Origin of the sequence: Pseudomonas sp. NFPP07 (genome assembly GCF_900115645.1) — a bacterium.
GTDB classification, from domain to species: Bacteria; Pseudomonadota; Gammaproteobacteria; order Pseudomonadales; family Pseudomonadaceae; genus Aquipseudomonas; species Aquipseudomonas chlororaphis.
The window spans coordinates 196884-217822 of sequence record NZ_FOXG01000010.1; the positions used below are offsets into that span (position 1 = coordinate 196884).

12 protein-coding genes are annotated in these 20939 nt (G+C 62.5%); 8 read left to right on the plus strand and 4 right to left on the minus strand.

Features of this window, described 5'->3' with window-relative positions:
- Nucleotides 1–199: 199 nt before the first annotated feature.
- Nucleotides 200–2491, minus strand: a complete 2292-nt coding sequence (locus tag BM019_RS25045) for a fatty acid cis/trans isomerase (protein ID WP_009044465.1) — start codon at nt 2489–2491, stop codon at nt 200–202.
- Between the two features lie 156 nt (nt 2492–2647).
- Between BM019_RS25045 and metH the strand changes: the two genes are divergently transcribed.
- Both metH and BM019_RS25055 read left to right on the plus strand, forming a co-directional pair.
- Nucleotides 2648–6358: a methionine synthase gene (gene metH / locus BM019_RS25050; protein ID WP_092421124.1), complete on the plus strand. Its 3711-nt coding sequence runs from the start codon at nt 2648–2650 to the stop codon at nt 6356–6358.
- A gap of 173 nt (nt 6359–6531) precedes the next feature.
- Nucleotides 6532–6750 carry a DUF2970 domain-containing protein gene (locus BM019_RS25055; RefSeq protein WP_009044467.1) on the plus strand — a complete coding sequence of 73 codons (219 nt, stop codon included), beginning with the start codon at nt 6532–6534 and terminating at the stop codon, nt 6748–6750.
- Between the two features lie 7 nt (nt 6751–6757).
- Here the strand turns inward: BM019_RS25055 and BM019_RS25060 are convergent, their stop codons facing one another.
- Nucleotides 6758–7855: an ABC transporter substrate-binding protein gene (locus tag BM019_RS25060; RefSeq protein WP_009044468.1), complete on the minus strand. Its 1098-nt coding sequence runs from the start codon at nt 7853–7855 to the stop codon at nt 6758–6760.
- Nucleotides 7856–8353: 498 nt separating this feature from the next.
- Between BM019_RS25060 and BM019_RS25065 the strand changes: the two genes are divergently transcribed.
- Together BM019_RS25065 and BM019_RS25070 are read left to right on the plus strand one after the other, a co-directional pair.
- Nucleotides 8354–10012, plus strand: a complete 1659-nt coding sequence (locus BM019_RS25065; protein ID WP_009044469.1) for a nitrite/sulfite reductase — start codon at nt 8354–8356, stop codon at nt 10010–10012.
- Complete coding sequence (locus BM019_RS25070) at nt 9996–10490, plus strand: DUF934 domain-containing protein (protein ID WP_007921840.1); 495 nt, start codon at nt 9996–9998, stop codon at nt 10488–10490. Before BM019_RS25065 ends, BM019_RS25070 begins: the two co-directional genes overlap by 17 nt.
- A gap of 148 nt (nt 10491–10638) precedes the next feature.
- Here the strand turns inward: BM019_RS25070 and sohB are convergent, their stop codons facing one another.
- Nucleotides 10639–11661, minus strand: coding sequence for a protease SohB (gene sohB, locus BM019_RS25075; protein WP_009044470.1), 1023 nt, complete (start codon nt 11659–11661; stop codon nt 10639–10641).
- A gap of 204 nt (nt 11662–11865) precedes the next feature.
- Between sohB and BM019_RS25080 the strand changes: the two genes are divergently transcribed.
- From BM019_RS25080 to BM019_RS25095, 4 genes are all read left to right on the plus strand, one after another.
- Nucleotides 11866–12576: a histidine phosphatase family protein gene (locus tag BM019_RS25080; protein ID WP_085534264.1), complete on the plus strand. Its 711-nt coding sequence runs from the start codon at nt 11866–11868 to the stop codon at nt 12574–12576.
- Between the two features lie 50 nt (nt 12577–12626).
- Complete coding sequence (locus tag BM019_RS25085; RefSeq protein ID WP_007921837.1) at nt 12627–12941, plus strand: SCP2 sterol-binding domain-containing protein; 315 nt, start codon at nt 12627–12629, stop codon at nt 12939–12941.
- Nucleotides 12942–13223: 282 nt separating this feature from the next.
- Nucleotides 13224–14942 carry a hydrogenase maturation protein gene (locus BM019_RS25090; RefSeq protein WP_092421133.1) on the plus strand — a complete coding sequence of 573 codons (1719 nt, stop codon included), beginning with the start codon at nt 13224–13226 and terminating at the stop codon, nt 14940–14942.
- A gap of 189 nt (nt 14943–15131) precedes the next feature.
- On the plus strand, nt 15132–18209 hold the full coding sequence (locus tag BM019_RS25095) for an AAA family ATPase (protein WP_092421135.1): 3078 nt from the start codon (nt 15132–15134) through the stop codon (nt 18207–18209).
- On the opposite strand, the gene BM019_RS25100 is transcribed toward BM019_RS25095, so the two are convergent.
- Nucleotides 18200–20830, minus strand: a complete 2631-nt coding sequence (locus BM019_RS25100; RefSeq protein ID WP_092421138.1) for an MGH1-like glycoside hydrolase domain-containing protein — start codon at nt 20828–20830, stop codon at nt 18200–18202. The genes BM019_RS25095 and BM019_RS25100 overlap by 10 nt on opposite strands.
- Nucleotides 20831–20939: the final 109 nt, after the last annotated feature.

Consider the following 20939-nt stretch of genomic DNA (forward strand, 5'->3'; position numbering starts at 1 on the left):
ATTCCTCGCAGGCGTGGGCGCAGTTTACGCCAATCGGCGTGCCGGACAAAGTCCTAGTATTTTTGTCGGGATAGACCTTGGTCGATAGGCCCGCGCTGCGTGGTCAACGCAACGCCTGGGATTTTTTACAAGGCTTTTCCGGAATGGGCCGGGCCGCAACCTGAGGGCTGCGACCCGGGATTTCAAGGGCTTGGCGCCTTCAGAGGTTCTCGTAGCGGTTCATGTCCAGTACGCCCGCCTCTTTCGGATCGGTCTCGAGGATGTACTGGGTCTGGTCATGGAAGTACTGCCAGAACTGCGGATGGCTGCGACGGATCCCCCAGCGCTCGACGATTTTCTCGAAACGGTGGGCGTCCTTGGCGTTTTCCATCTCGGCCACGAACTCCGGCACCTGCCCGGCGGGAATGTTGAATATGAAGTTCGGGTAGCTGCTGAGCACGCCCGGATAGATGGTCAGGGTGTCCAGGCCGGGCTGGTAGCGCAGCGACTCGCCCAGCAGGAACGCCACGTTACTGTGGGCGCGGTTGCGCAGCATGCTGTAGAACACCCGCTTGCCGCTCGGTGCCTGGATGCGCAGCATGGTGGCCTCCGGCAACAGGTCGATGACCCGCATGCCGGCCGCTGGCCGCGAAACCAGGCCGCTGAGGGCCTGTTCGGCGTTCTGCAGCGCCGGGTCGATATTCGGCCGCGAGCAGTAGGCGCCGTCACAGCGGTTGATCGGATCGGGCCGCGCATTGAGGTCGCCGTAACGGTTCAGCAACTGGTTGGCGAAGTCGCGTTTCGGATCCTTTTCGTCCAGCACCAGGGCGCTGGCCTTGTCGTCGTCGATGGACTCGTAGTCCAGCCACATCTTGAACTTGCCGCTGTTCTGGTACCAATCGTCAAGGAAGTCCTCGCGGGTGCCGGCGGGCATCAGGCGCAGGAAGTTCTGCTCGGCGCCGTTGCGGATCAGGTCGAAGTACAGGCGGGTCTGCGCCTGGTGCGAGACGTTGCCGAACACATCGAAGTTGACCGCCAACTGGTAATAGGTGCGCTCCAGCAGCGGGTAGTCGAACAGCCACATCGTCTGCGGCACCTCGCCGATCAGGCCCTTGGTCACCGAGGCGCTGTCGAAGTGACGGAAAATGCTCAGCAACGCGTTGTCGTTGCCCGCCCATAGGGTCGACCAGCTTGGCGGCGGCGCATCGGCGTAGGAATCGCGACGCAGGATCTCGTATTCGTTGCGCTTGTCGCGGTAGGCCAGCCACAGGCTCAGCACGCTGCCGACGTCGTCGTTCTGCCCGGGCATGGCCAGCAGCGGCGTGGCCTGGCCGCGGTAGGCCGGGTCGGTGATATAGAGGTCGTGTTCCGGGGCCTGGAACAGCGCCCAGAAGTTGTCGCGGATCACGTCGGTGGCAATCTGCCCGCGACACACCGGACCGCGGATAAAGGTGCGCACGAAGTACTCGGCGTTATCCAGCATGAACTGGTAGCGGGCCTTGGCCGGAATCGCCTCGAAGGTCTCGAACGGGTTGGCGCGGCGGCCCGGGCCATAACCCGGCAGCGCGGTGACCTGGTAATCGCCGCTGTAGAACAGGGTCTTGACCCGCGCCATCTTCGCCGCGCTCAGCGGGTAGGTGATGTGGGTCTTGTGCACGATCACCCCCTGCACCGGCCACAGGCGGTAATACACCTGGGTGCCCGGGTCGTCGTTGGGCCGACGGGTGTTGATCAGGTCGATCGGCTGGCCGCTCGGCGTGCGCGAACGCACCCACTGGAAGAAATGCCCCGGCTCGCCGCCCTCGAAGTAGATATGGGCGAGGAACCAGTGCTCGAACAGCCAGCGGGCCACCAGGCTTTCCCGGGCGCCCGGGGCATTGAGCAGATTTTCCCACTGCAGCACCTGCATCGCTTCCCTGGCGCTCGGCGCCAGGCCCTGCTCGTCGATCGGCGCACCGGAGGCCAGCCAGCGTTGCAGGGTCTGGTATTGCTGATCGGTCAGGCCGGTCACCGCCAGCGGCATGCCTTCGCGCGGATGGGCCTTGGCATAACCATCGAATTCGGCCGGTTGCGCACACATGTTCTCGCGGTTCAGGCCCAGGACGATGTTGTCCGGCAGCTTGGCGTTGGGTTGCAACGGCGTCTTGTGGCCCAGCTCGAGCATGCGTGCCATCAGCGCCGCCTGGCTGCCCTGGGCGTCGAGCACCGAGTAGAAGCCCATGCCCTGCCAGGCGTGCTTGCCGGAAGCGTCGTAGAACAAGCGGGTCGGTGTCTGCGCCTTGCTGCGTTCGCCGTCGTACACCGGGATCTTCGAGGCGCCGCGGGCCGCGCCCTCGCCGCTGCCGAGGTTGAGCTGGCAGGCCGAGTCGTAGCAGGCGTGGCAGGCCACGCACTTCTCGGTGAAGATCGGCTGGATATCGCGGGTGTAGGAGATCGCTGGCGCGGGACCCTCGGCACTGGCGAGCGAACTTAAAAGCAGCAACACACTGCCGATGACAACGCGGTAAGACATATCCCTGGTCCAATCCATAAGAAAATCCGGCGATTCTACCGGGCCAGCACGGCCACCAACATGAGCGATATTCATGCAAAAGCGCCGCATGCTCTAAAAGCGCACAGGTTTGCTATGATCCTCGCCCTTCGTAATGGCCCTTCCAGGTAGTCTTTCATGTCCGATCGCAGCACGCGCCTCCAAGCCCTTCAGCAAGCCCTCAAAGAGCGCATCCTGATTCTCGACGGCGGCATGGGCACCATGATCCAGAGCTACAAGCTCGAGGAGCAGGACTACCGTGGCAAACGCTTCGCCGACTGGCCGAGCGACGTCAAGGGCAACAACGACCTGCTGGTGCTGACCCGTCCGGACGTGATCGGCGGCATCGAGAAAGCCTACCTGGATGCCGGCGCCGACATCCTCGAGACCAACACCTTCAACGCCACGCAGATTTCCATGGCCGACTACGGCATGGAAGCGCTGGTCTACGAACTCAACGTCGAAGGCGCGCGCCTGGCCCGCCAGGTGGCCGACGCCAAGACCCTGGAGACCCCGGACAAGCCGCGCTTCGTCGCCGGCGTCCTGGGCCCGACCAGCCGCACCTGCTCGCTGTCGCCGGACGTCAACAACCCCGGCTATCGCAACGTCACCTTCGACGAACTGGTGGAGAACTACACCGAGGCCACCAAGGGCCTGATCGAGGGCGGCGCCGACCTGATCCTGATCGAGACCATCTTCGACACCCTCAACGCCAAGGCGGCGATCTTCGCCGTGCAGGGCGTGTTCGAAGAGCTGGGCCTCGAACTGCCAATCATGATCTCCGGCACCATCACCGACGCCTCGGGCCGCACCCTGTCCGGGCAGACCACCGAAGCCTTCTGGAACTCGGTGGCCCACGCCAGGCCAATCTCCGTCGGCCTCAACTGCGCCCTTGGCGCCAGTGAACTGCGCCCTTATCTGGAAGAGCTGTCGAACAAGGCCAGCACCCACGTCTCCGCGCACCCCAACGCCGGCCTGCCCAACGAATTCGGCGAGTACGACGAACTGCCGGCGCAAACCGCCAAGGTCATCGAAGAGTTCGCCCAAAGCGGCTTCCTGAACATCGTCGGCGGCTGCTGCGGCACCACCCCGGGGCACATCGAGGCCATTGCCAAGGCCGTCGCCGGCTATGCCCCGCGGCAGATCCCGGAAATTCCCAAGGCCTGCCGACTGTCGGGCCTGGAGCCGTTCACCATCGATCACCAGTCGTTGTTCGTCAACGTCGGCGAACGCACCAACATCACCGGTTCCGCCAAGTTCGCCCGCCTGATCCGTGAAGAGAACTACACCGAAGCCCTGGAAGTCGCCCTGCAGCAGGTCGAAGCCGGCGCCCAGGTGATCGACATCAACATGGACGAAGGCATGCTGGACTCGAAGAAGGCCATGGTGACCTTCCTCAACCTGATCGCCGGTGAGCCGGACATCTCGCGCGTGCCGATCATGATCGACTCCTCCAAGTGGGAAGTGATCGAAGCCGGCCTCAAGTGCATCCAGGGCAAGGGCATCGTCAACTCCATCAGCATGAAGGAAGGCGTCGAGCAGTTCATTCATCACGCCAAGCTGTGCAAGCGCTATGGTGCCGCCGTGGTAGTGATGGCCTTCGACGAAGCCGGCCAGGCCGACACCGAGGCGCGCAAGAAGGAAATCTGCAAGCGCTCCTACGACATCCTGGTCAACGACGTCGGCTTCCCGCCGGAAGACATCATCTTCGACCCGAACATCTTCGCCGTGGCCACCGGCATCGAGGAACACAACAACTACGCGGTGGACTTCATCAACGCCTGTGCCTACATCCGCGACGAGCTGCCCTATGCGCTGAGTTCCGGCGGCGTGTCCAACGTGTCGTTCTCCTTCCGCGGCAACAACCCGGTGCGCGAGGCGATCCACTCGGTGTTCCTGCTGTATGCGATCCGCAACGGCCTGACCATGGGTATCGTCAACGCCGGCCAGTTGGAGATCTACGACCAGATCCCGCAGGAGCTGCGCGACGCCGTGGAGGACGTGATCCTCAACCGCACCCCGGAAGGCACCGACGCCCTCCTCGCCATCGCCGACAAGTACAAGGGCGACGGCAGCGTCAAGGAAGCCGAGACCGAAGAGTGGCGCAACTGGGACGTCAACAAGCGCCTGGAGCACGCCCTGGTCAAGGGCATCACCACCCACATTGTCGAGGACACCGAAGAGTCGCGACTGTCCTTCGCCCGCCCGATCGAAGTGATCGAAGGCCCGCTGATGGCCGGCATGAACATCGTCGGCGACCTGTTCGGCGCCGGCAAAATGTTCCTGCCCCAGGTGGTCAAGTCCGCCCGGGTGATGAAGCAGGCCGTGGCCCACCTGATCCCGTTCATCGAGTTGGAAAAAGGCGACAAGCCGGAAGCCAAGGGCAAGATCCTCATGGCCACGGTCAAGGGCGACGTGCATGACATCGGCAAGAACATCGTCGGCGTGGTCCTGGGCTGCAACGGCTACGACATCGTCGACCTCGGCGTGATGGTGCCGGCGGAGAAGATCCTGCAGGTGGCCAAGGAACAGAAGTGCGACATCATCGGCCTGTCCGGCCTGATCACCCCGTCACTGGACGAGATGGTCCACGTCGCCCGGGAAATGCAGCGCCAGGACTTCCACCTGCCGCTGATGATCGGTGGCGCCACCACCTCCAAGGCGCACACGGCGGTGAAGATCGAGCCCAAGTACAGCAATGACGCGGTGGTCTACGTCACCGACGCCTCGCGCGCCGTGGGCGTGGCCACCCAGCTGCTGTCCAAGGAACTCAAGGCCGGTTTCGTCGAGCGCACCCGCGAAGAGTACGTGGAAGTCCGCGAGCGCACCGCCAACCGCAGCGCCCGCACCGAGCGCCTGAGCTACCCGGCGGCCGTGGCCAAGAAGCCGCAGTTCGACTGGAGCAGCTACCAGCCAACCACGCCAACCTTCACCGGCGCCAAGGTGCTGGACAATATCGACCTGCGGGTCCTGGCCGAATACATCGACTGGACGCCGTTCTTCATCTCCTGGGACCTGGCCGGCAAGTTCCCGCGCATCCTCGAGGACGAAGTGGTGGGTGAAGCCGCCACCGCGTTGTACAAGGACGCCCGGGAAATGCTCGACAAGCTGATCGATGAGAAGCTGATCAGCGCCCGCGCGGTGTTCGGCTTCTGGCCAGCCAACCAGGTGCAGGACGACGACCTGGAAGTCTATGGCGCCGACGGCCAGCTTTTGGCCAGGCTGCACCACCTGCGCCAGCAGACCATCAAGACCGATGGCAAGCCGAACTTCTCCCTGGCCGATTTCGTCGCGCCCAAGGACAGCGGCGTGACCGACTACGTCGGTGGTTTCATCACCACCGCCGGCATCGGCGCCGAAGAAGTGGCCAAGGCCTATCAGGACAAAGGCGACGACTACAACTCGATCATGGTCAAGGCCCTGGCCGACCGCCTGGCCGAGGCCTGTGCCGAGTGGCTGCACCAGCAAGTGCGTAAAAACTACTGGGGCTATGCCAAGGACGAAGAGCTGGACAACGAAGCGCTGATCAAGGAGCAGTACAGCGGTATCCGCCCTGCCCCGGGTTATCCGGCTTGCCCGGACCACACCGAGAAGAGCACCCTGTTCGCCCTGCTCGATCCCGAGGCATCCGAAGGCAAGGCCGGGCGCAGCGGCGTGTTCCTCACCGAACACTTCGCCATGTTCCCGGCGGCGGCGGTCAGCGGCTGGTACTTCGCCCATCCGCAGGCGCAGTACTTCGCCGTGGGCAAGATCGACAAGGACCAGGTCAGCAGCTACAGCGCGCGCAAAGGCCAGGACCAGGCCGTGACCGAGCGCTGGCTGGCGCCGAACCTGGGCTACGACAACTAAATTGTAGGAGCGAGCTTGCTCGCGATAGACGTCAACGATGACGCGGTGAATCTGAAGAATCGCGCTGTCTTGACGTTTTGATCGCGAGCAAGCTCGCTCCTACAGAGTGTGTGGGCGGGAGCTACGCGAATATTGTCTATGCTTTCCCCACACCCATTTGTGTCGAGGGATTTATGGACGACCCCACCAACGACAAGCCGCCGACCCTTTGGCAGATGCTGCAAAGCGTCGCCGCTGCGGCCTTTGGCGTGCAGAGCGGCAAGAACCGCAAGCGCGACTTCACCCACGGCAAGCCCAGCCATTTCATGATCCTGGGCATTCTGTTCACCGCGGTGTTCGCCTTGACCCTGTTCGGTATCGTCAAGCTGGTAGTGCACCTGGCGGGGCTTTGAACGCCTGTCAGTGCAGTAATAGATTCAGCGAGAAGGGATAAGGGTAGCCGGCCGGCTTGCCCTCGGCCGACAACCCGCGAAAGTCCACGCCGTATTGCTGTGTCCCCTGCAACTCCAGCAGACGCTGCGCCTGGACCTTGTCCAGGAGCTGGAACACGCCCAGTTGCCAGCTCGGGCCACCATGGGCCGCAGGGTTCAGCCCCCGGGCATCATCGTTGAGCACCACCATCGCCCAGCCCCCCAGGGTGAAGTGCCCGGCGATCAGCGCCGTCAGGCGTCCGTCGATCAATGCCTGCAAGGCCTGCGGCGAGCTGTTCAGGGCGCTGAACAGCACATCCTTGCCCGGTCGCCGCCCTTGCTGTTCCAGCGCCTCCATCGCCCCCAGGGCCATCTCGTCGTTGGCCGACCAGATCAACTGCGTCTGCGGATAGCGCTTGAGCAACTGCTGGGCCTGCTCAAAGGCGCGCTGGCGATTCCACTCGCCATACACCATCTGCCGCAATCGCACCTCGGGGTGCTCCGCCAATGCCCGCTGCAAGCCTTGTTCGCGGGATTGCGCCACCGGGGTGTTCTTCACGCCCGAGAACGCCAGCAGGTCGATGTACTGCCCGGGAGCGAGCGGGCCATGACGGCGAATCAGCTCCTTGAGCATCAGGTAGCCGGCTTCTTCGTCGTTGCCGATCATGCTGCCGATCCAGTCGGGATAACGGCTCTGGCGCTCGTCCAGCAAGCGTTGCTGATTGGCGGTCAGCGCATTGTTGACGACGAACAGCTTCACCCCGCTGCCCTGGGACAGGCGCAGGATCTCCGGCGCGACATATTGCTCGTTGACCACCACCAGGTAATCCGGCCGGTCCGGGCCCTGCAGGGCTTCCCGGGCCTGGCGGATGGTGGTTTGCGAATCGCGCTGCGAATAACGCACGCGCAGATCCAGGCCGAGGTCGTTGGCCGCGGCCTGCATGAACTGTGAATAACCGACCCAGAAGGTTTCAGTGGAGTGGCCCGGGTTCAAAAACACCACCGAGGTGGCATGGGCCATGGCCCAGAACGCTGGACTCAGTACAAGCAGCACCAGCAGCAGACACTTACCAAACGCCTTGAACATTGCGACCAGAGTCCCGGAATATTGCCCCGCAGTATAACTGGCAAAATACTGGCCAATGTCGGCAAATCGTCATTTCCCACAGACAATTCGGACTCTGCTCATCGCTTGACCGCAACTATTGATGACTGACCCAGAACACCGCCGTTCCCACGACCAGAATGATCAGAAAGAGAATGGCCCAAGCATCGACAGCGCTGTCGCTTTTCCTTGCCTTGGTTGGATTGCTCATAGCATCGCCTCTTGTCGGTTTTATCGGTGATTGCACAAAGACTCGAGCACAGTTAAGTCGAGGATTGCCCTCACCACAAATGTGGGTTTGAGCCGGTCGGATACCGTTAGTCGTTTTGGTTCTTTGCATATACTCAAACATCACTTTTGCGCATAACTGCAAACTGGTATCTTCGCCCGGCTCCGTTGGGAGTGCGCGGCCGTGCGCGCAGAATTTCTTGGGTGACATCCGCCTCTGCGTCACCTGATAAGCCTGAGAACAGGATCTATATGTACGTATACGACGAGTACGATCAGCGGATCATCGAGGACCGCGTCAAGCAGTTCCGTGATCAGACCCGGCGCTATCTGGCAGGCGAGCTGAGCGAAGAAGAATTCCGCCCTCTGCGCCTGCAGAATGGCCTCTATATCCAACGTTTTGCCCCGATGCTGCGGGTGGCGGTGCCTTATGGCCAGCTGACTTCGCGCCAAGCACGGATGATGGCCAAGATCGCTCGCGACTACGACAAGGGCTACGCCCACATCAGTACCCGGCAGAACGTGCAGTTCAACTGGCCGGCGCTGGAAGACATCCCGGACATCCTGGCTGAGCTGGCAACCGTGCAGATGCACGCCATCCAGACCAGCGGCAACTGCCTGCGCAACGTCACCACCGACCAGTTCGCCGGCGTCGCCGCCGATGAACTGATCGATCCGCGCCCCTGGTGTGAAATCGTCCGTCAGTGGACCACCTTCCACCCTGAATTCGCCTACCTGCCGCGCAAGTTCAAGATCGCCATCAACGGTTCGACCTCGGACCGCGCGGCCATCGAAGTCCACGACATCGGCCTGGAGCCGGTGCACAACGCTGCCGGCGAGCTGGGCTTCCGGGTCCTGGTCGGTGGCGGCCTGGGCCGGACCCCGGTGGTCGGCGCCTTCATCAATGAGTTCCTGCCGTGGCAGGACCTGTTGAGCTACCTCGACGCCATCCTGCGGGTCTACAACCGCTACGGCCGGCGTGACAACAAGTACAAGGCGCGGATCAAGATCCTGGTCAAGGCCCTGACCCCAGAGGTGTTCGCCGAGAAGGTCGAAGCGGAAATGGCTCACCTGCGCGGCGGCCAGACCACCCTGACCGAAGCCGAAGTGCATCGCGTGGCCAAGCACTTCGTCGATCCGGACTACAAGGCCCTGGTCAACCAGGACGCCGAGCTGGCCGAGCTCGACAAACAATATCCGGGCTTCGCCCGCTGGCGCACGCGCAACACCCTGGCCCACAAGAAGCCGGGCTATGTCGCCGTGACCCTGTCGCTGAAACCCACGGGCGTAGCCCCGGGCGACGTCACCGACAAGCAGCTGGACGGCATCGCCGACCTGGCCGACCGCTACAGCTTCGGCCAGCTGCGCACCTCCCACGAGCAGAACGTGATTCTCGCCGACGTCGAGCAGAGCCAACTGTTCACCCTGTGGGGCGAGCTGCGCGAACAAGGTTTCGCCACGCCGAACATCGGCCTGCTGACCGACATCATCTGCTGCCCGGGCGGCGACTTCTGCTCCCTGGCCAACGCCAAGTCGATCCCGATCGCCGAATCCATCCAGCGCCGTTTCGACGACCTGGACTACCTGTTCGACATCGGCGAGCTGGACCTGAACATCTCCGGCTGCATGAACGCCTGCGGCCACCACCACGTGGGCCATATCGGCATCCTCGGGGTGGACAAGAAAGGCGAAGAGTTCTATCAGGTTTCCCTCGGTGGCAGCGCCAGCCGCGACGCCAGCCTGGGCAAGATCCTCGGCCCGTCCTTCGCCCAGGACGACATGCCCGACGTGATCTCGAAGCTGATCGACGTGTACGTGGAGCAACGTACCGAAGACGAGCGCTTCATCGACACCTACCAACGTATTGGCATCGACCTCTTCAAGGAGCGCGTCTATGCAGCGAATCATTAAGAACAACGAGGTCATCGACGAAACCTGGCACCTGCTGCCCAAGGACGCGACCCTCGACGGCATTTCCAACTGCGACGACCTGATCGTGCCACTGGCCCTGTGGCGCGAGCACGCTCACGCCCTCAAGGCCCGCGACGGCGGCCTGGGCGTGTGGCTGGACGCCGATGAAGAAGCCGAGGAGATCGGCGATGACGTGCAGCACTTCCAGGTCATCGCCCTGAACTTCCCGGCCTTCACCGACGGCCGCAACTACTCCAACGCCCGCCTGCTGCGCGACCGCTACGGCTTCAAGGGCGAACTGCGGGCGATCGGCGATGTGCTGCGCGACCAGCTGTTCTACCTGCGCCGTTGCGGGTTCGACGCCTACGCCCTGCGCGCCGACAAGGACCCGTACGAAGCCCTGGAAAGCCTCAAGGACTTCTCCGTGACCTACCAGGCCGCCACCGACGAACCGCTGCCGCTGTTCCGTCGCCGCTAAGGCCCGCGCCAACAAAAAGCCCTGGACCGGGAAACCGGTTCAGGGCTTTTTTGTGTCTGTCAACTTTAAACGCGGCATCTTTAACGCGGCGCCCGCGATCGCGGGCAAGCCTCGCGCCTACAGAAGAAACTCGTTCCCGCGGTGTCCCTTACCAGAAACGCTGCTGGGTCAGGCGGCTCCACCAGGTCAGCAGCACACGGTCGACAGAATTGCTGGCCGCCAGCCCTACCCGCTCCTGCAGGCTCTTGCGCTCGGCGTAGTGCAGGTGGAACAGCTCGGCGCTCTTGGCGCGCTCGGCCAGATATTCGTCGCTGGTTTTCAGCTCATCGACCAGTTTTTTCTCCTGCGCCGCGACACCCAGCCAGACCTCACCGGTGGCCACTTCGTCGATGACCAGCTGTGGCCGGTAACGGGAGACGAAGTTCTTGAACAACTGATGGGTGACATCCAGGTCTTCCTGGAATTTCTCCCGGCCCTTTTCAGTGTTTTCGCCAAACACGGTCAGGGTGCGCTTGTACTCACCGGCAGTCAGCACTTCGAAGTCGATGTCGTGCTTTTTCAGCAGGCGGTTGACGTTGGGCAGCTGCGCCACCACGCCGATCGAGCCGAGGATGGCGAACGGCGCGCTGATGATCTTCTCGCCAATGCAGGCCATCATGTAGCCGCCGCTGGCCGCGACCTTGTCGATGCACACCGTCAACGGCACGCCGGCCTGGCGAATCCGCGCCAGTTGCGACGAGGCCAGCCCATAGCTGTGCACCATGCCGCCGGCGCTTTCCAGGCGCAGCACCACTTCATCCTTGGGCGTGGCCAGGCTCAGCAGCGCGGTGATTTCGTGGCGCAGCCCCTCGGTGGCCGAAGCCTTGATGTCGCCGCTGAAATCCAGCACGAACACCCGCGGTTTTTCCTCGTGCTGCTTCTTGTGTTTTTTCTCGGCCTTGGCCTCGGACTTGCGCAGTGCCTTGAGCTGGTCCTTGTCGAGCAGGCTCTGCTCCAGACGCTCGCGCAGGCCCTTGTAGAAATCGTTGAGCTTGCTCACATGCAACTGCCCGGCGCCCTTGCGCCGGCCTTTGCTGCGCAGCGAGGCAGCGGTGATCAGCACCACCAGGATGGCGATGACCAGGGTGACGGTTTTGGCCAGGAAACTGGCGTACTCGGAGAGAAACTCCACAGGGACTCCTTAAAGACGTGCATCACTGCCAACACGTGGCGGAATGGCTCCAGCATACCGGCGCAGACAGGCGTCGGCCAGTCGCGAAACCTCCTGTTACCGTGCTCTAACGGGCATTTCAAACAAGCGTATGTTTTTTCATTGACAGCTCACCGGCATCCTCATAACCTCGCAAAACTTTCAACGTACCGGGATGACGCGGACGTGGGCAGCATCTATCTGATTCGACATGGCCAGGCCTCCTTCGGTGCGGACGACTACGACGTCCTCTCGACCACGGGTATTCGCCAGGCCGAAGTGCTCGGTCAACACCTGGTCGAACTGGGCGTGAACTTCGATCGCTGCCTGGCGGGCGACCTGCGTCGCCAGCAACACACCGCCAATTCCGCCCTGCAGCAGTTCAGCGCCGCGGGCCTGCCCACGCCGATCCTGGAAACCGATTCGGCGTTCAACGAATTCGATGCCGACGCGGTGATCCGCGCCCTGCTGCCCGCCATGTTGTCCGAAGAACCCGACGCCCTGGACATCCTGCGCAACGCCGCGCAGAACCGCGCCGAATTCCAAAGAATCTTCGCCCTGATCATCGACCGCTGGCTGGCCGGCACCTACGATCCACCGGGCCTGGAAAGCTGGCTGGGGTTCGTCGAACGGGTGCAGGCCGGCCTGCAGCGCATCCTGGAACAGGCCGACAACACTCAGAAAATCGCCGTGTTCACCTCCGGCGGCACCATCACCGCCCTGCTCCACCTGATTACCCGGATGCCTGCCGCCCAGGCCTTCGAACTGAATTGGCAAATCGTCAATACCTCGCTCAACCTGCTGAAGTTTCGCGGTCGCGAGGTTGCCCTGGCTTCCTTCAACAGCCATGCCCACCTGCAACTGTTGAAGGCCCCGGAACTCATCACTTTCCGCTGAGTCCGGATCCCTGTGACCCTTGCTGTAACAACCCATAAAAGGATCGAACCATGACCTCCGTAGCCGACGCCGTACAAGCCATGAAAGCCAAGTTCAACCCAGCTGCCGCTGCCGGCCTGGACCTGGTTTTCGGTTTCCGTATCGATGACACCAAGAACTTCTCGCTGATCGTCAAAGACAGCACCTGCGAGCTCAAGGAAGGCGAGAACCCGGACGCCCAGGTCACGCTGGTAATGGACGGCGAAACCCTGCAAGGCATCGTCAGCGGCGAAACCGACGGCATGCAGGCCTTCATGGGCGGCAAGCTGCGCGCCGAAGGCGACATGATGCTGGCGATGAAGCTGAGCGAACTGTTCCCGGCCTAAGTAAGCGCTTCCCCAGAGAAGCCCTTGTCTTGTCCACGAATCCCGCCTTCCGGCGGGATTCGTCGTTTCAGCGACGTCGTTCTGACGCCTGCGTCCTCCAGCCCATCGACGGCAATCTTGAATCCTCAGCCGGGCAATCCCGCGCCTCAAAAACCCACGCCACACACTTGATTGATCTCGATCAGCAGACCGCATGCACAGCCCCACTACTCTGGCGCCTCCATCGGCCAGGGACGGCTTTCGGAACGGCCGGCCCCGCTTCATCCTCAAGGAAGAGTCGCTATGCAATCGCTGAAGATCATTCTGCTGTCCACCGCCTTCAACGGTCTCACCCAGCGTGCCTGGCTGGACCTGCGCCAGTCCGGCCATCGTCCCAGCGTGGTGCTGTTCACCAACGAAGAAGACGTTTGCCGGCAGATCGAACAGGCCGACGCCGACCTGGTGATCTGCCCCTTCCTCAAGGACCGGGTGCCCGAGCAGCTGTGGCGCCACCCGACCCGTCCGGTGATCATCATTCACCCGGGCATCGTCGGCGACCGCGGCGCCAGCGCCCTGGACTGGGCCATCAGCAACAACCTCGAGCGCTGGGGCGTCACCGCCCTGCAGGCGGTGGAAGAAATGGACGCCGGGCCGGTCTGGTCCACCTGGGAGTTCAAGGTGCCGGCGCAGGTGCGCAAGTCCGAGCTGTACAACGGGCCGGTGGCCGACGCGGCGATCTACTGCATCCGCGATGTGGTGGAAAAATTCGGCAGCGACTTCGTCCCGGTGCCCCTGGACTACAGCCAGCCGCAGGTGCGCGGCCGCCTGCAACCGAACATGAAACAGGACGACCGCAGCTTCAGCTGGCACGACAGCGCCGCCTTCATCAAGCGCTGCATCGACGCCGCCGATGGCCAGCCCGGGGTCCTGGCCAGCCTCGCCGGTGGCCAGTACTACCTGTATGACGCGCACCTGGATAGCCGCAGCGGCCCCCCCGGCGAGTTGCTGGCGGTGCACGACGATGCGGTGCTGGTGGCCTGCGGCGACCGCAGCCTGTGGATCGGCTCCCTCAAGCGCAAGGCCCGGCCAGGCACGGAACACTTCAAGCTGCCGGCCCGCCATGTGCTGGCCGGCCAGCTGGACGGCGTGCCTCACCTGGACTGGTCGGTCGCCAGCGAGCCGTTCAGCGACGAGGCCTACCAGCCGATCCGCTACCGCGAGTCGGGCCACGTCGGCGAGCTGACCTTCGAGTTCTACAACGGCGCCATGAGCACTGAACACTGCCAGCGTCTGGTCAGCGCGCTGCAATGGGCCAAGGCCCGGGACACCCAGGTGCTGCTGATCAAGGGCGGGCGTGGCGCGTTCTGCAACGGCGTGCACCTCAACGTGATCCAGGCCGCGCCGGTGCCGGGCCTGGAGGCCTGGAACAATATCCAGGCCATCGACGACGTCTGCAAGGAGCTGCTCAGCGCCCGCCAGCTGGTGGTCAGCGGCCTGACCGGCAATGCCGGGGCCGGCGGCCTGATGCTGGCGCTGGCGGCCGACGTGGTGCTGGCCCGGGCCAATACCGTCTACAACCCGCACTACAAGAGCATGGGCCTGTACGGTTCGGAATACTGGACCTACAGCCTGCCCCGCGCCGTCGGCCACGCCATGGCACACAAACTCACTGACCAATGCCTGCCGATCAACGCCTTCCAGGCCCTGCAGATGGGCATGGTCCAGGAAATCGGCCCGCGCTGCCCCGACGAATTCGGCCTGTGGTTGCTGCAACGGGCCAACGCCGTGCTGACCGAACCGAAATACCAGGCCCTGCGCGAGCGCAAGGCCAACGCCGACCCGCAACTGATGCAGCACTGCCGCAACGCCGAGTTGGAACAGATGCACCTGGACATGGTGCAGAACCGCCACGGCTTCGCCGAGAAATGCGCCAGCTTCGTCTACAAGCGCAAGACCTGCTGCACCCCGCAGCGGTTGATCGAGGATTGGGCAGTGCCGCAGCCAGATACCTTGAGTGCCTGACCGGCCCGCCTCCTTCGGGCTTGATTGCCAGCCTGCACCGCGGTGTCTCAAGGCTCCGTGGTGCGCAAAACGAGACTTTCGGTCGCGACGGCGACATGAGCCTCACGCACATTGGATCCCATCTGCCAGCATGGTTATGCTAGCGTCCATCGACTCCCTCCCGCCGCTCATCACTATTTGCCCAAAACTATGCCCACCCACAACCAGCTGCATTGGCTACATCTGTCAGATATCCACTTTCATAAAAAAACCGCCTGGTCAGACAGCCATGCGCGCCGCAAGTTACTGGAGTTCCTGACTCAAAAGTTCCGGGACGGCAAACTGCCCAAACCACAGTTGATCTTCTGCACGGGCGATATCGCTTTTGGGCAGACGCCAGACTGTCCAATGCCTGAGCAGTACCAGCCGGCCAAGGACTTCTTCGACCAGTTGCTTGCCTGTTGTGGCTTGGAGCGGGAGCGACTGTTCGTCGTACCGGGCAATCATGATGTGAACCGCAAGAAAGTCCTCGCGGGCCAGCAGCACCACCTGCGGACCATGGCCAAAGCCTCCATGCAGCACACACACGAAATCAGCTCCCGCTTTGACAGCCTGTCGGCAGAGTTCACGGCGGACATGAAGCGGATGGAGGACTATGGCGTCTTTACCGCGCAGTACCTGCCGCATCTGCATGACCCCGTGCGACACCTCTACGCCCGGCAGATCGATCTGAGCGGTATCAAGGTTGGCATCGCCGGCTTCAACTCCGCATGGAGTTGCTACGACAACGATGATAAGGGGCAAATGTGGCTTGGGGCGGATTGGCAGTTCAACCACATGAGCAGTGCCCTGGAAGGGGCTGACCTGAAGATTGGCCTGATTCACCATCCCCGGGATTGGTTCAATCAGGCCGAAATCGAGATCATCAAAAAACGCAAGGCCCATGACTTCCAGTTCTGGCTGCATGGGCATAGTCACAACCCCTGGCTCGATCCCGGGCAGCGCCTGATCAAACTGGAAGCAGGCGCCATAGGTGCCGAGACCGATGACCAGTTCGGCTTCAACCTGGTCAGCCTCGACCTGCAGCAGGGTAGCGGGGTCGCCCATCTGTTCGAATACAAGAATGGCTGGAAAGTACAGACGGTTGCCGATATGGCACCGGACGGGCTCTGGCCTTTCAAACATTCGGTGCGCACGACCCCGGTTTCATCTGTCGCGGTCCCGGGAAGCGTAGAAGCACCGCCATTATCAGTGCTGGACAATCTACCGTCCGATGACATCCCAAAACCGCCGGAATTGTTTGGTCGCGACAAGCTCATCGCCACCCTCACCGCCACGCTCAAGGAAAAGCCATCCATTGCGTTGTACGGTTTGAGTGGCAATGGCAAGACAACCCTGATCAAGGCGCTGCACCGACAAGCAGCCTTTCAAGGAACGGTCTTTGTAGACATTCACTCAAGCCGCCAGATGACGGTGGGTGAGATTTTTCGTCGCCTGCTGGATGCGCTGAATAACCGACGGGAAGATCCGCTTCCACCCAGCGGGAGCATCGAGGAACAGGCGCAAGAACTTAAACGGCTTTATCCCCATGCCCAGAATGCGTTCATCTGGATCGACGGTGCCCACCTGCTGCTCGAATCGTCGGGCTGGCGCAACCCCGAGATTCGCACACTCCTGGCAGCCCTGTCGCAGGCATTCCCCGACTGGAAGTGGGTCTATGAGTTGAGCGAAAAACCGGAAGAAGGCAGTTTTGGTCGCGACTGTGCGCTACAGGAGATACCCGGGCTCGACCGGGCAGGCTTGGCTTCCCTTCTGGCAGCCAGGGCACCTCAAGAGCAGAGAGCTGAGTGGACGTATACCGGCAATAACTTGAGAGCACTCTACCAGTGGCTGGGTGGAGGACAAGGCGGCACCGCCCATACCTTGGCAATCGAGTTGCTCGCCACTATCGCGGCAGAAAAGCAAAGCTCTCCCCTGGCGGTCTATCAAAACCTTCGCCATGAAGTCATCGAGCGCCTGGACGAGAAACTGCTCGGCATCATTCACGATGAAATACTCGGCAATGCAGAGCAAAGATTGCTCAAGGTCCTGGCGCTTTACCGTAATGCGATTCCACAGGACCATGCCGACTATCTGGAGGACCGCCTGGGTATCCAGGACGCCTGGCAGAACCTGAGAAGGCGCGGCCTGCTGCCTCTCGACAACAACAAAGATCACTACCTGCATGGTTTCATCGCCAGTTGGACGCGGCAGAAAAAACTGGCGCTTAAAGACATCGAACTCACTCCCGACTACGCAGAAAATATCCCGGCAGAAGTAGCGGACATGCACCTGTTGATCGCCCATTGCTGGCAGCGCCAGATCGGGCGTCAGAAAGAGCAGATCAACTTCCAGCGGGCCAATGAAAGCTTCTACCACCTGCTGTGTTGCAACGAACTGGGAACCATCGAGGAGTGGGTCGATCATCTGACTGGCAAGGAAACCGGCTGGAGCAACGAGGCCCTGTGGGCCATCTACCACCGTCGCCGCGACGCAGGTGAATCGATTGAACGACAGCAGGAAGTCCTGCAGTTGCTGACCAATATTCATCCACGCGAGCACAAGGCCCAACGTTTTCTGGGCGAATGCCTGCAGAAGACCCGGGGAAACAGCTGCAATGAAGCCTTGCAAGCCTTTGAAAAGGCACTGGAGCTAAGCCCGCGATTTCCGCCCTACCTGGCTAATCTCGGCAAGCTCCTCTTGGGGCGAGGCACGAGGGGGGCTGAAGCGTTTCTGGCGCGACTTGAGGAGCACGAGAAGATCTACCCGGACGCGGTCGACAACCACGTCCAGTCCATCCAGAACCGCTGCCAAAAGCTTGTAGGCGATCCGAATGAGGCCACGCTTCAGCGTCGCCAAGCCATAAAGGATGGCAGTAAAAACCCTGCGTTCTACAACGAAGAAGCCAAATACCAGTTGGAGCAATGCAATGATGCCGATGAGGCGTTGCGCATTTTGGATCTTGCCAACAAATCCCTGTGTGCCACCGATTACAGCGAAGCCATTCGCGGCAAGGTGCTTGAGAAACTGAAGCGGGGCCCGGAAGCCTCCGAATTGCGCATGGCCAAAATCAAGGCAGGCATCCGCAATCCCGTGTTCTACGCTGACGAAGCGACTTACCAGCTGGAAAAACTGAACGACCCTGAAGCAGCCATACATGTACTGGATCTGGCTGGCATGCATGAGTGCGACAATCACGTAACTCAGAATATTCGGCGCACCGTACTGCTGCGTAGAAATCAGCGCTGAAACAACAACGCCACCAGCGCCGTCCAGCCGGTCTGGTGGCTCGCCCCCAGGCCGCGGCCGGTCTCGCCGTGGAAGTACTCGTGGAACAGCAGCAGATCCCGGTCCCGGGGATCGGCCTGCAACTGCGCGTAGGCACACATCGATGGGCGTCGTCCGTCCTCGTCGCGCAGGAACAGGCGGGTCAGGCGCTGGCTCAGGCTGTCGGCGACTTCCTCCAGGGACGCCAGGTAGCCGGAACCGCTGGGGTATTCCACCGAGAAGTTGTCGGCGTAGTAGCGATGAAACTCGCGCAGCGATTCGATCAGCATGTAGTTGATCGGCATCCACAGCGGCCCGCGCCAGTTGGAGTTGCCGCCATACAGCCGTGAGTCGGAATCGGCCGGCGCGTAACGGGCGCACAGTTGGTGACCGTCGACCTGCAGCGCAAAGGGTTGTTCGGCGAAGTTTCTGGACAGTGAGCGAATGCCGAAGTCGGAAAGAAACTCCGCCTCGTCGAGCATGCGCTTGAGCAGGTCCTTGGTGCGTTCGCCACGCAACAGTGCCAGCAACAGGCGATTGCCCTGCCCCGGTTCGTTCCAGCGCGACACCAGGCTGGCCAGGTCCGGCCGATGGTGCATGAACTCCAGCAAGCGCTCACGCAGCCCCGGCAGGCATTCGTGTTCATGCTGTTCCAGCACCTGCACGGCGAACAGCGGCATCAGGCCGACGATGGAGCGCAGGCGCAGCGGTTCGTTGCTACCGTCGGGGCGATGCAGCACGTCGTAGAAGAACCGGTCCTGCTCGTCCCACAGCCTCGTGTCGTCGTTGTCCAGCCGGTTGATAGCCCCGGCGATGTACAGGAAGTGCTCGAAGAACTTCACTGCGATGTCCACGTACACCGGGTTGCGCCTGGCCAGTTCCAGGGCAATGCGCATCAGGTCCAGGGCATAGGCCGCGACCCAGGCGGTGCCGTCGGCCTGGTCCAGGGTGTAGCCCGGCGGCAAGGGTGCCGAGCGGTCGAACAGCCCGATATTGTCGAGGCCGAGGAAACCGCCCTGGAACAGGTTGCGCCCTTCGGCGTCCTTGCGGTTGACCCACCAGGAGAAGTTCAGCAGCAGCTTGTGGAAGATCCGCTCGAGAAAGTCCATGTCGCCCTGGCCGGTCAGGGCCTTTTCCCGCAGGTATACCCGCCAGCTGGCCCAGGCATGCACCGGCGGGTTGGCGTCGTCGAAGCGCCACTCGTAAGCCGGCAACTGCCCGTTGGGATGCATGAAGCGGTCTTTGACCAGCAGCAACAGCTGGTGCTTGGCGAAGCCCGGATCGATCAAGGCCAGGGCCACCGCCTGGAAACCCAGGTCCCACGAGGCGTACCAGGGGTATTCCCAAGTGTCGGGCATGGCCACGATGTCGAAGTTCGCCAGGTGCCGCCAATGGCTGTTGCGCAGATGCGCGTGGGGCGCCGGCGGTGCGGGCTGGCCGGGGTCGCCATCGAGCCAGCGGTTGACGTCGAAATCGTAGAGTTGCTTGGACCACAGCAGCCCGGCCAGGGCCTGGCGCTGCACATTGCGCGCGTCGGCATCGGCGATGCCCTGTTGCAGCGCGGCGTAGAACGCGTCGGCCTCGGCCCGCCGTTGTTCGAACAGGCGCCTGGCGCTGACCTGTGGCGAGCCAGTCGGAGCAAAACGCAGGTATACGCTTTTGCTCTCCAGCCCGGCCAGTTCCAGGGTGAAGTGGGCGGCGGCGCGGGTTCCGCCGTCACGGGCAATGGCGCTGGCGGAACCTCCCAGCAAGTAGTCGTTGATCCCGTCCTTGAACGGGCCGGGCGCGGCGAGGCCATCGAGCTTCGGGAAGTTGGTTTCGTTGTTGCAGAACAGCCACTCGCAGCGCTCCGGCCCCCAGGCGCTGACCTGCATCGGCGAGCACCGCGGATGCCGGGCCAGCAATTGCTCGCCCTCCAGGCGCAAGCTCGGCTTGCGCGAGTCGCCGCCCCAGCTCCAGGTATTGCGCGCCCACACCTGGGGCAAGACCCGCAAACGCGCCGGCTGATGAAAACGGTTGTGCACCGTGACCCGCATGAAGATGTCGTCGACCGCGTGCTTGGCGTATTCCACGGTCACGTCGAAGTAGCGATCGTCCTCGAATACCCCGGTGTCGAGGATCTCGTACTCGGTATCGTCCAGGCCGCGCCGGGCGTTTTCCCGCAGCAGGTCCTCATAGGGAAAGGCCGCCTGCGGGTATTTGTAGAGCATGCGCATATAGGCATGGCTGGGCACGCCATCAAGGTAGAAATACAGCTCCTTGACGTCTTCGCCGTGATTGCCTTCGGCATTGTTCAGGCCGAACAGGCGCTCCTTGAGAATGCTGTCGCGCTCGTTCCACAGGGCCAGCCCCAGGCACCAGTGCTGGGACTTGTCGGAGAACCCCGCCAACCCGTCCTCGCCCCAGCGGTAGGCCCGGCTGCGCGCATGGTCGTGGGGCAAGTAGGCCCAGGCATCGCCATCGGCGCTGTAGTCCTCGCGCACCGTGCCCCACTGCCGCTCGCTCAGGTACGGCCCCCACTCGCGCCAGGGTTCGCAGGCCTCGCCATTGAGGCGCTGGCCTTCGACCGTTTCGAGGATGCTTGCCGCCGCTGCTGCCGTCATGGGGGTGTCCGTGAGCCATGGAGGTGAAAGCCAGTGTAGGGGCTGGCGCCGCCGGCGGCCCATGACAAATGTTTCATGGTACGAGGCGCCCATCACCCAGGCCCCCCCG

Bases quoted from the DNA above. Each gene is read 5' to 3' on its own strand.
- BM019_RS25070 (WP_007921840.1), top strand. From the start codon at position 9,996: ATGCAGCGAATCATTAAGAACAACGAGGTCATCGACGAAACCTGGCAC.
- metH (WP_092421124.1), top strand. From the start codon at position 2,648: ATGTCCGATCGCAGCACGCGCCTCCAAGCCCTTCAGCAAGCCCTCAAA.
- BM019_RS25095 (WP_092421135.1), top strand. From the start codon at position 15,132: ATGCCCACCCACAACCAGCTGCATTGGCTACATCTGTCAGATATCCAC.
- BM019_RS25060 (WP_009044468.1), bottom strand. From the start codon at position 7,855: ATGTTCAAGGCGTTTGGTAAGTGTCTGCTGCTGGTGCTGCTTGTACTG.
- BM019_RS25045 (WP_009044465.1), bottom strand. From the start codon at position 2,491: ATGTCTTACCGCGTTGTCATCGGCAGTGTGTTGCTGCTTTTAAGTTCG.
- BM019_RS25100 (WP_092421138.1), bottom strand. From the start codon at position 20,830: ATGACGGCAGCAGCGGCGGCAAGCATCCTCGAAACGGTCGAAGGCCAG.
- BM019_RS25085 (WP_007921837.1), top strand. From the start codon at position 12,627: ATGACCTCCGTAGCCGACGCCGTACAAGCCATGAAAGCCAAGTTCAAC.
- BM019_RS25055 (WP_009044467.1), top strand. From the start codon at position 6,532: ATGGACGACCCCACCAACGACAAGCCGCCGACCCTTTGGCAGATGCTG.
- BM019_RS25065 (WP_009044469.1), top strand. From the start codon at position 8,354: ATGTACGTATACGACGAGTACGATCAGCGGATCATCGAGGACCGCGTC.
- BM019_RS25090 (WP_092421133.1), top strand. From the start codon at position 13,224: ATGCAATCGCTGAAGATCATTCTGCTGTCCACCGCCTTCAACGGTCTC.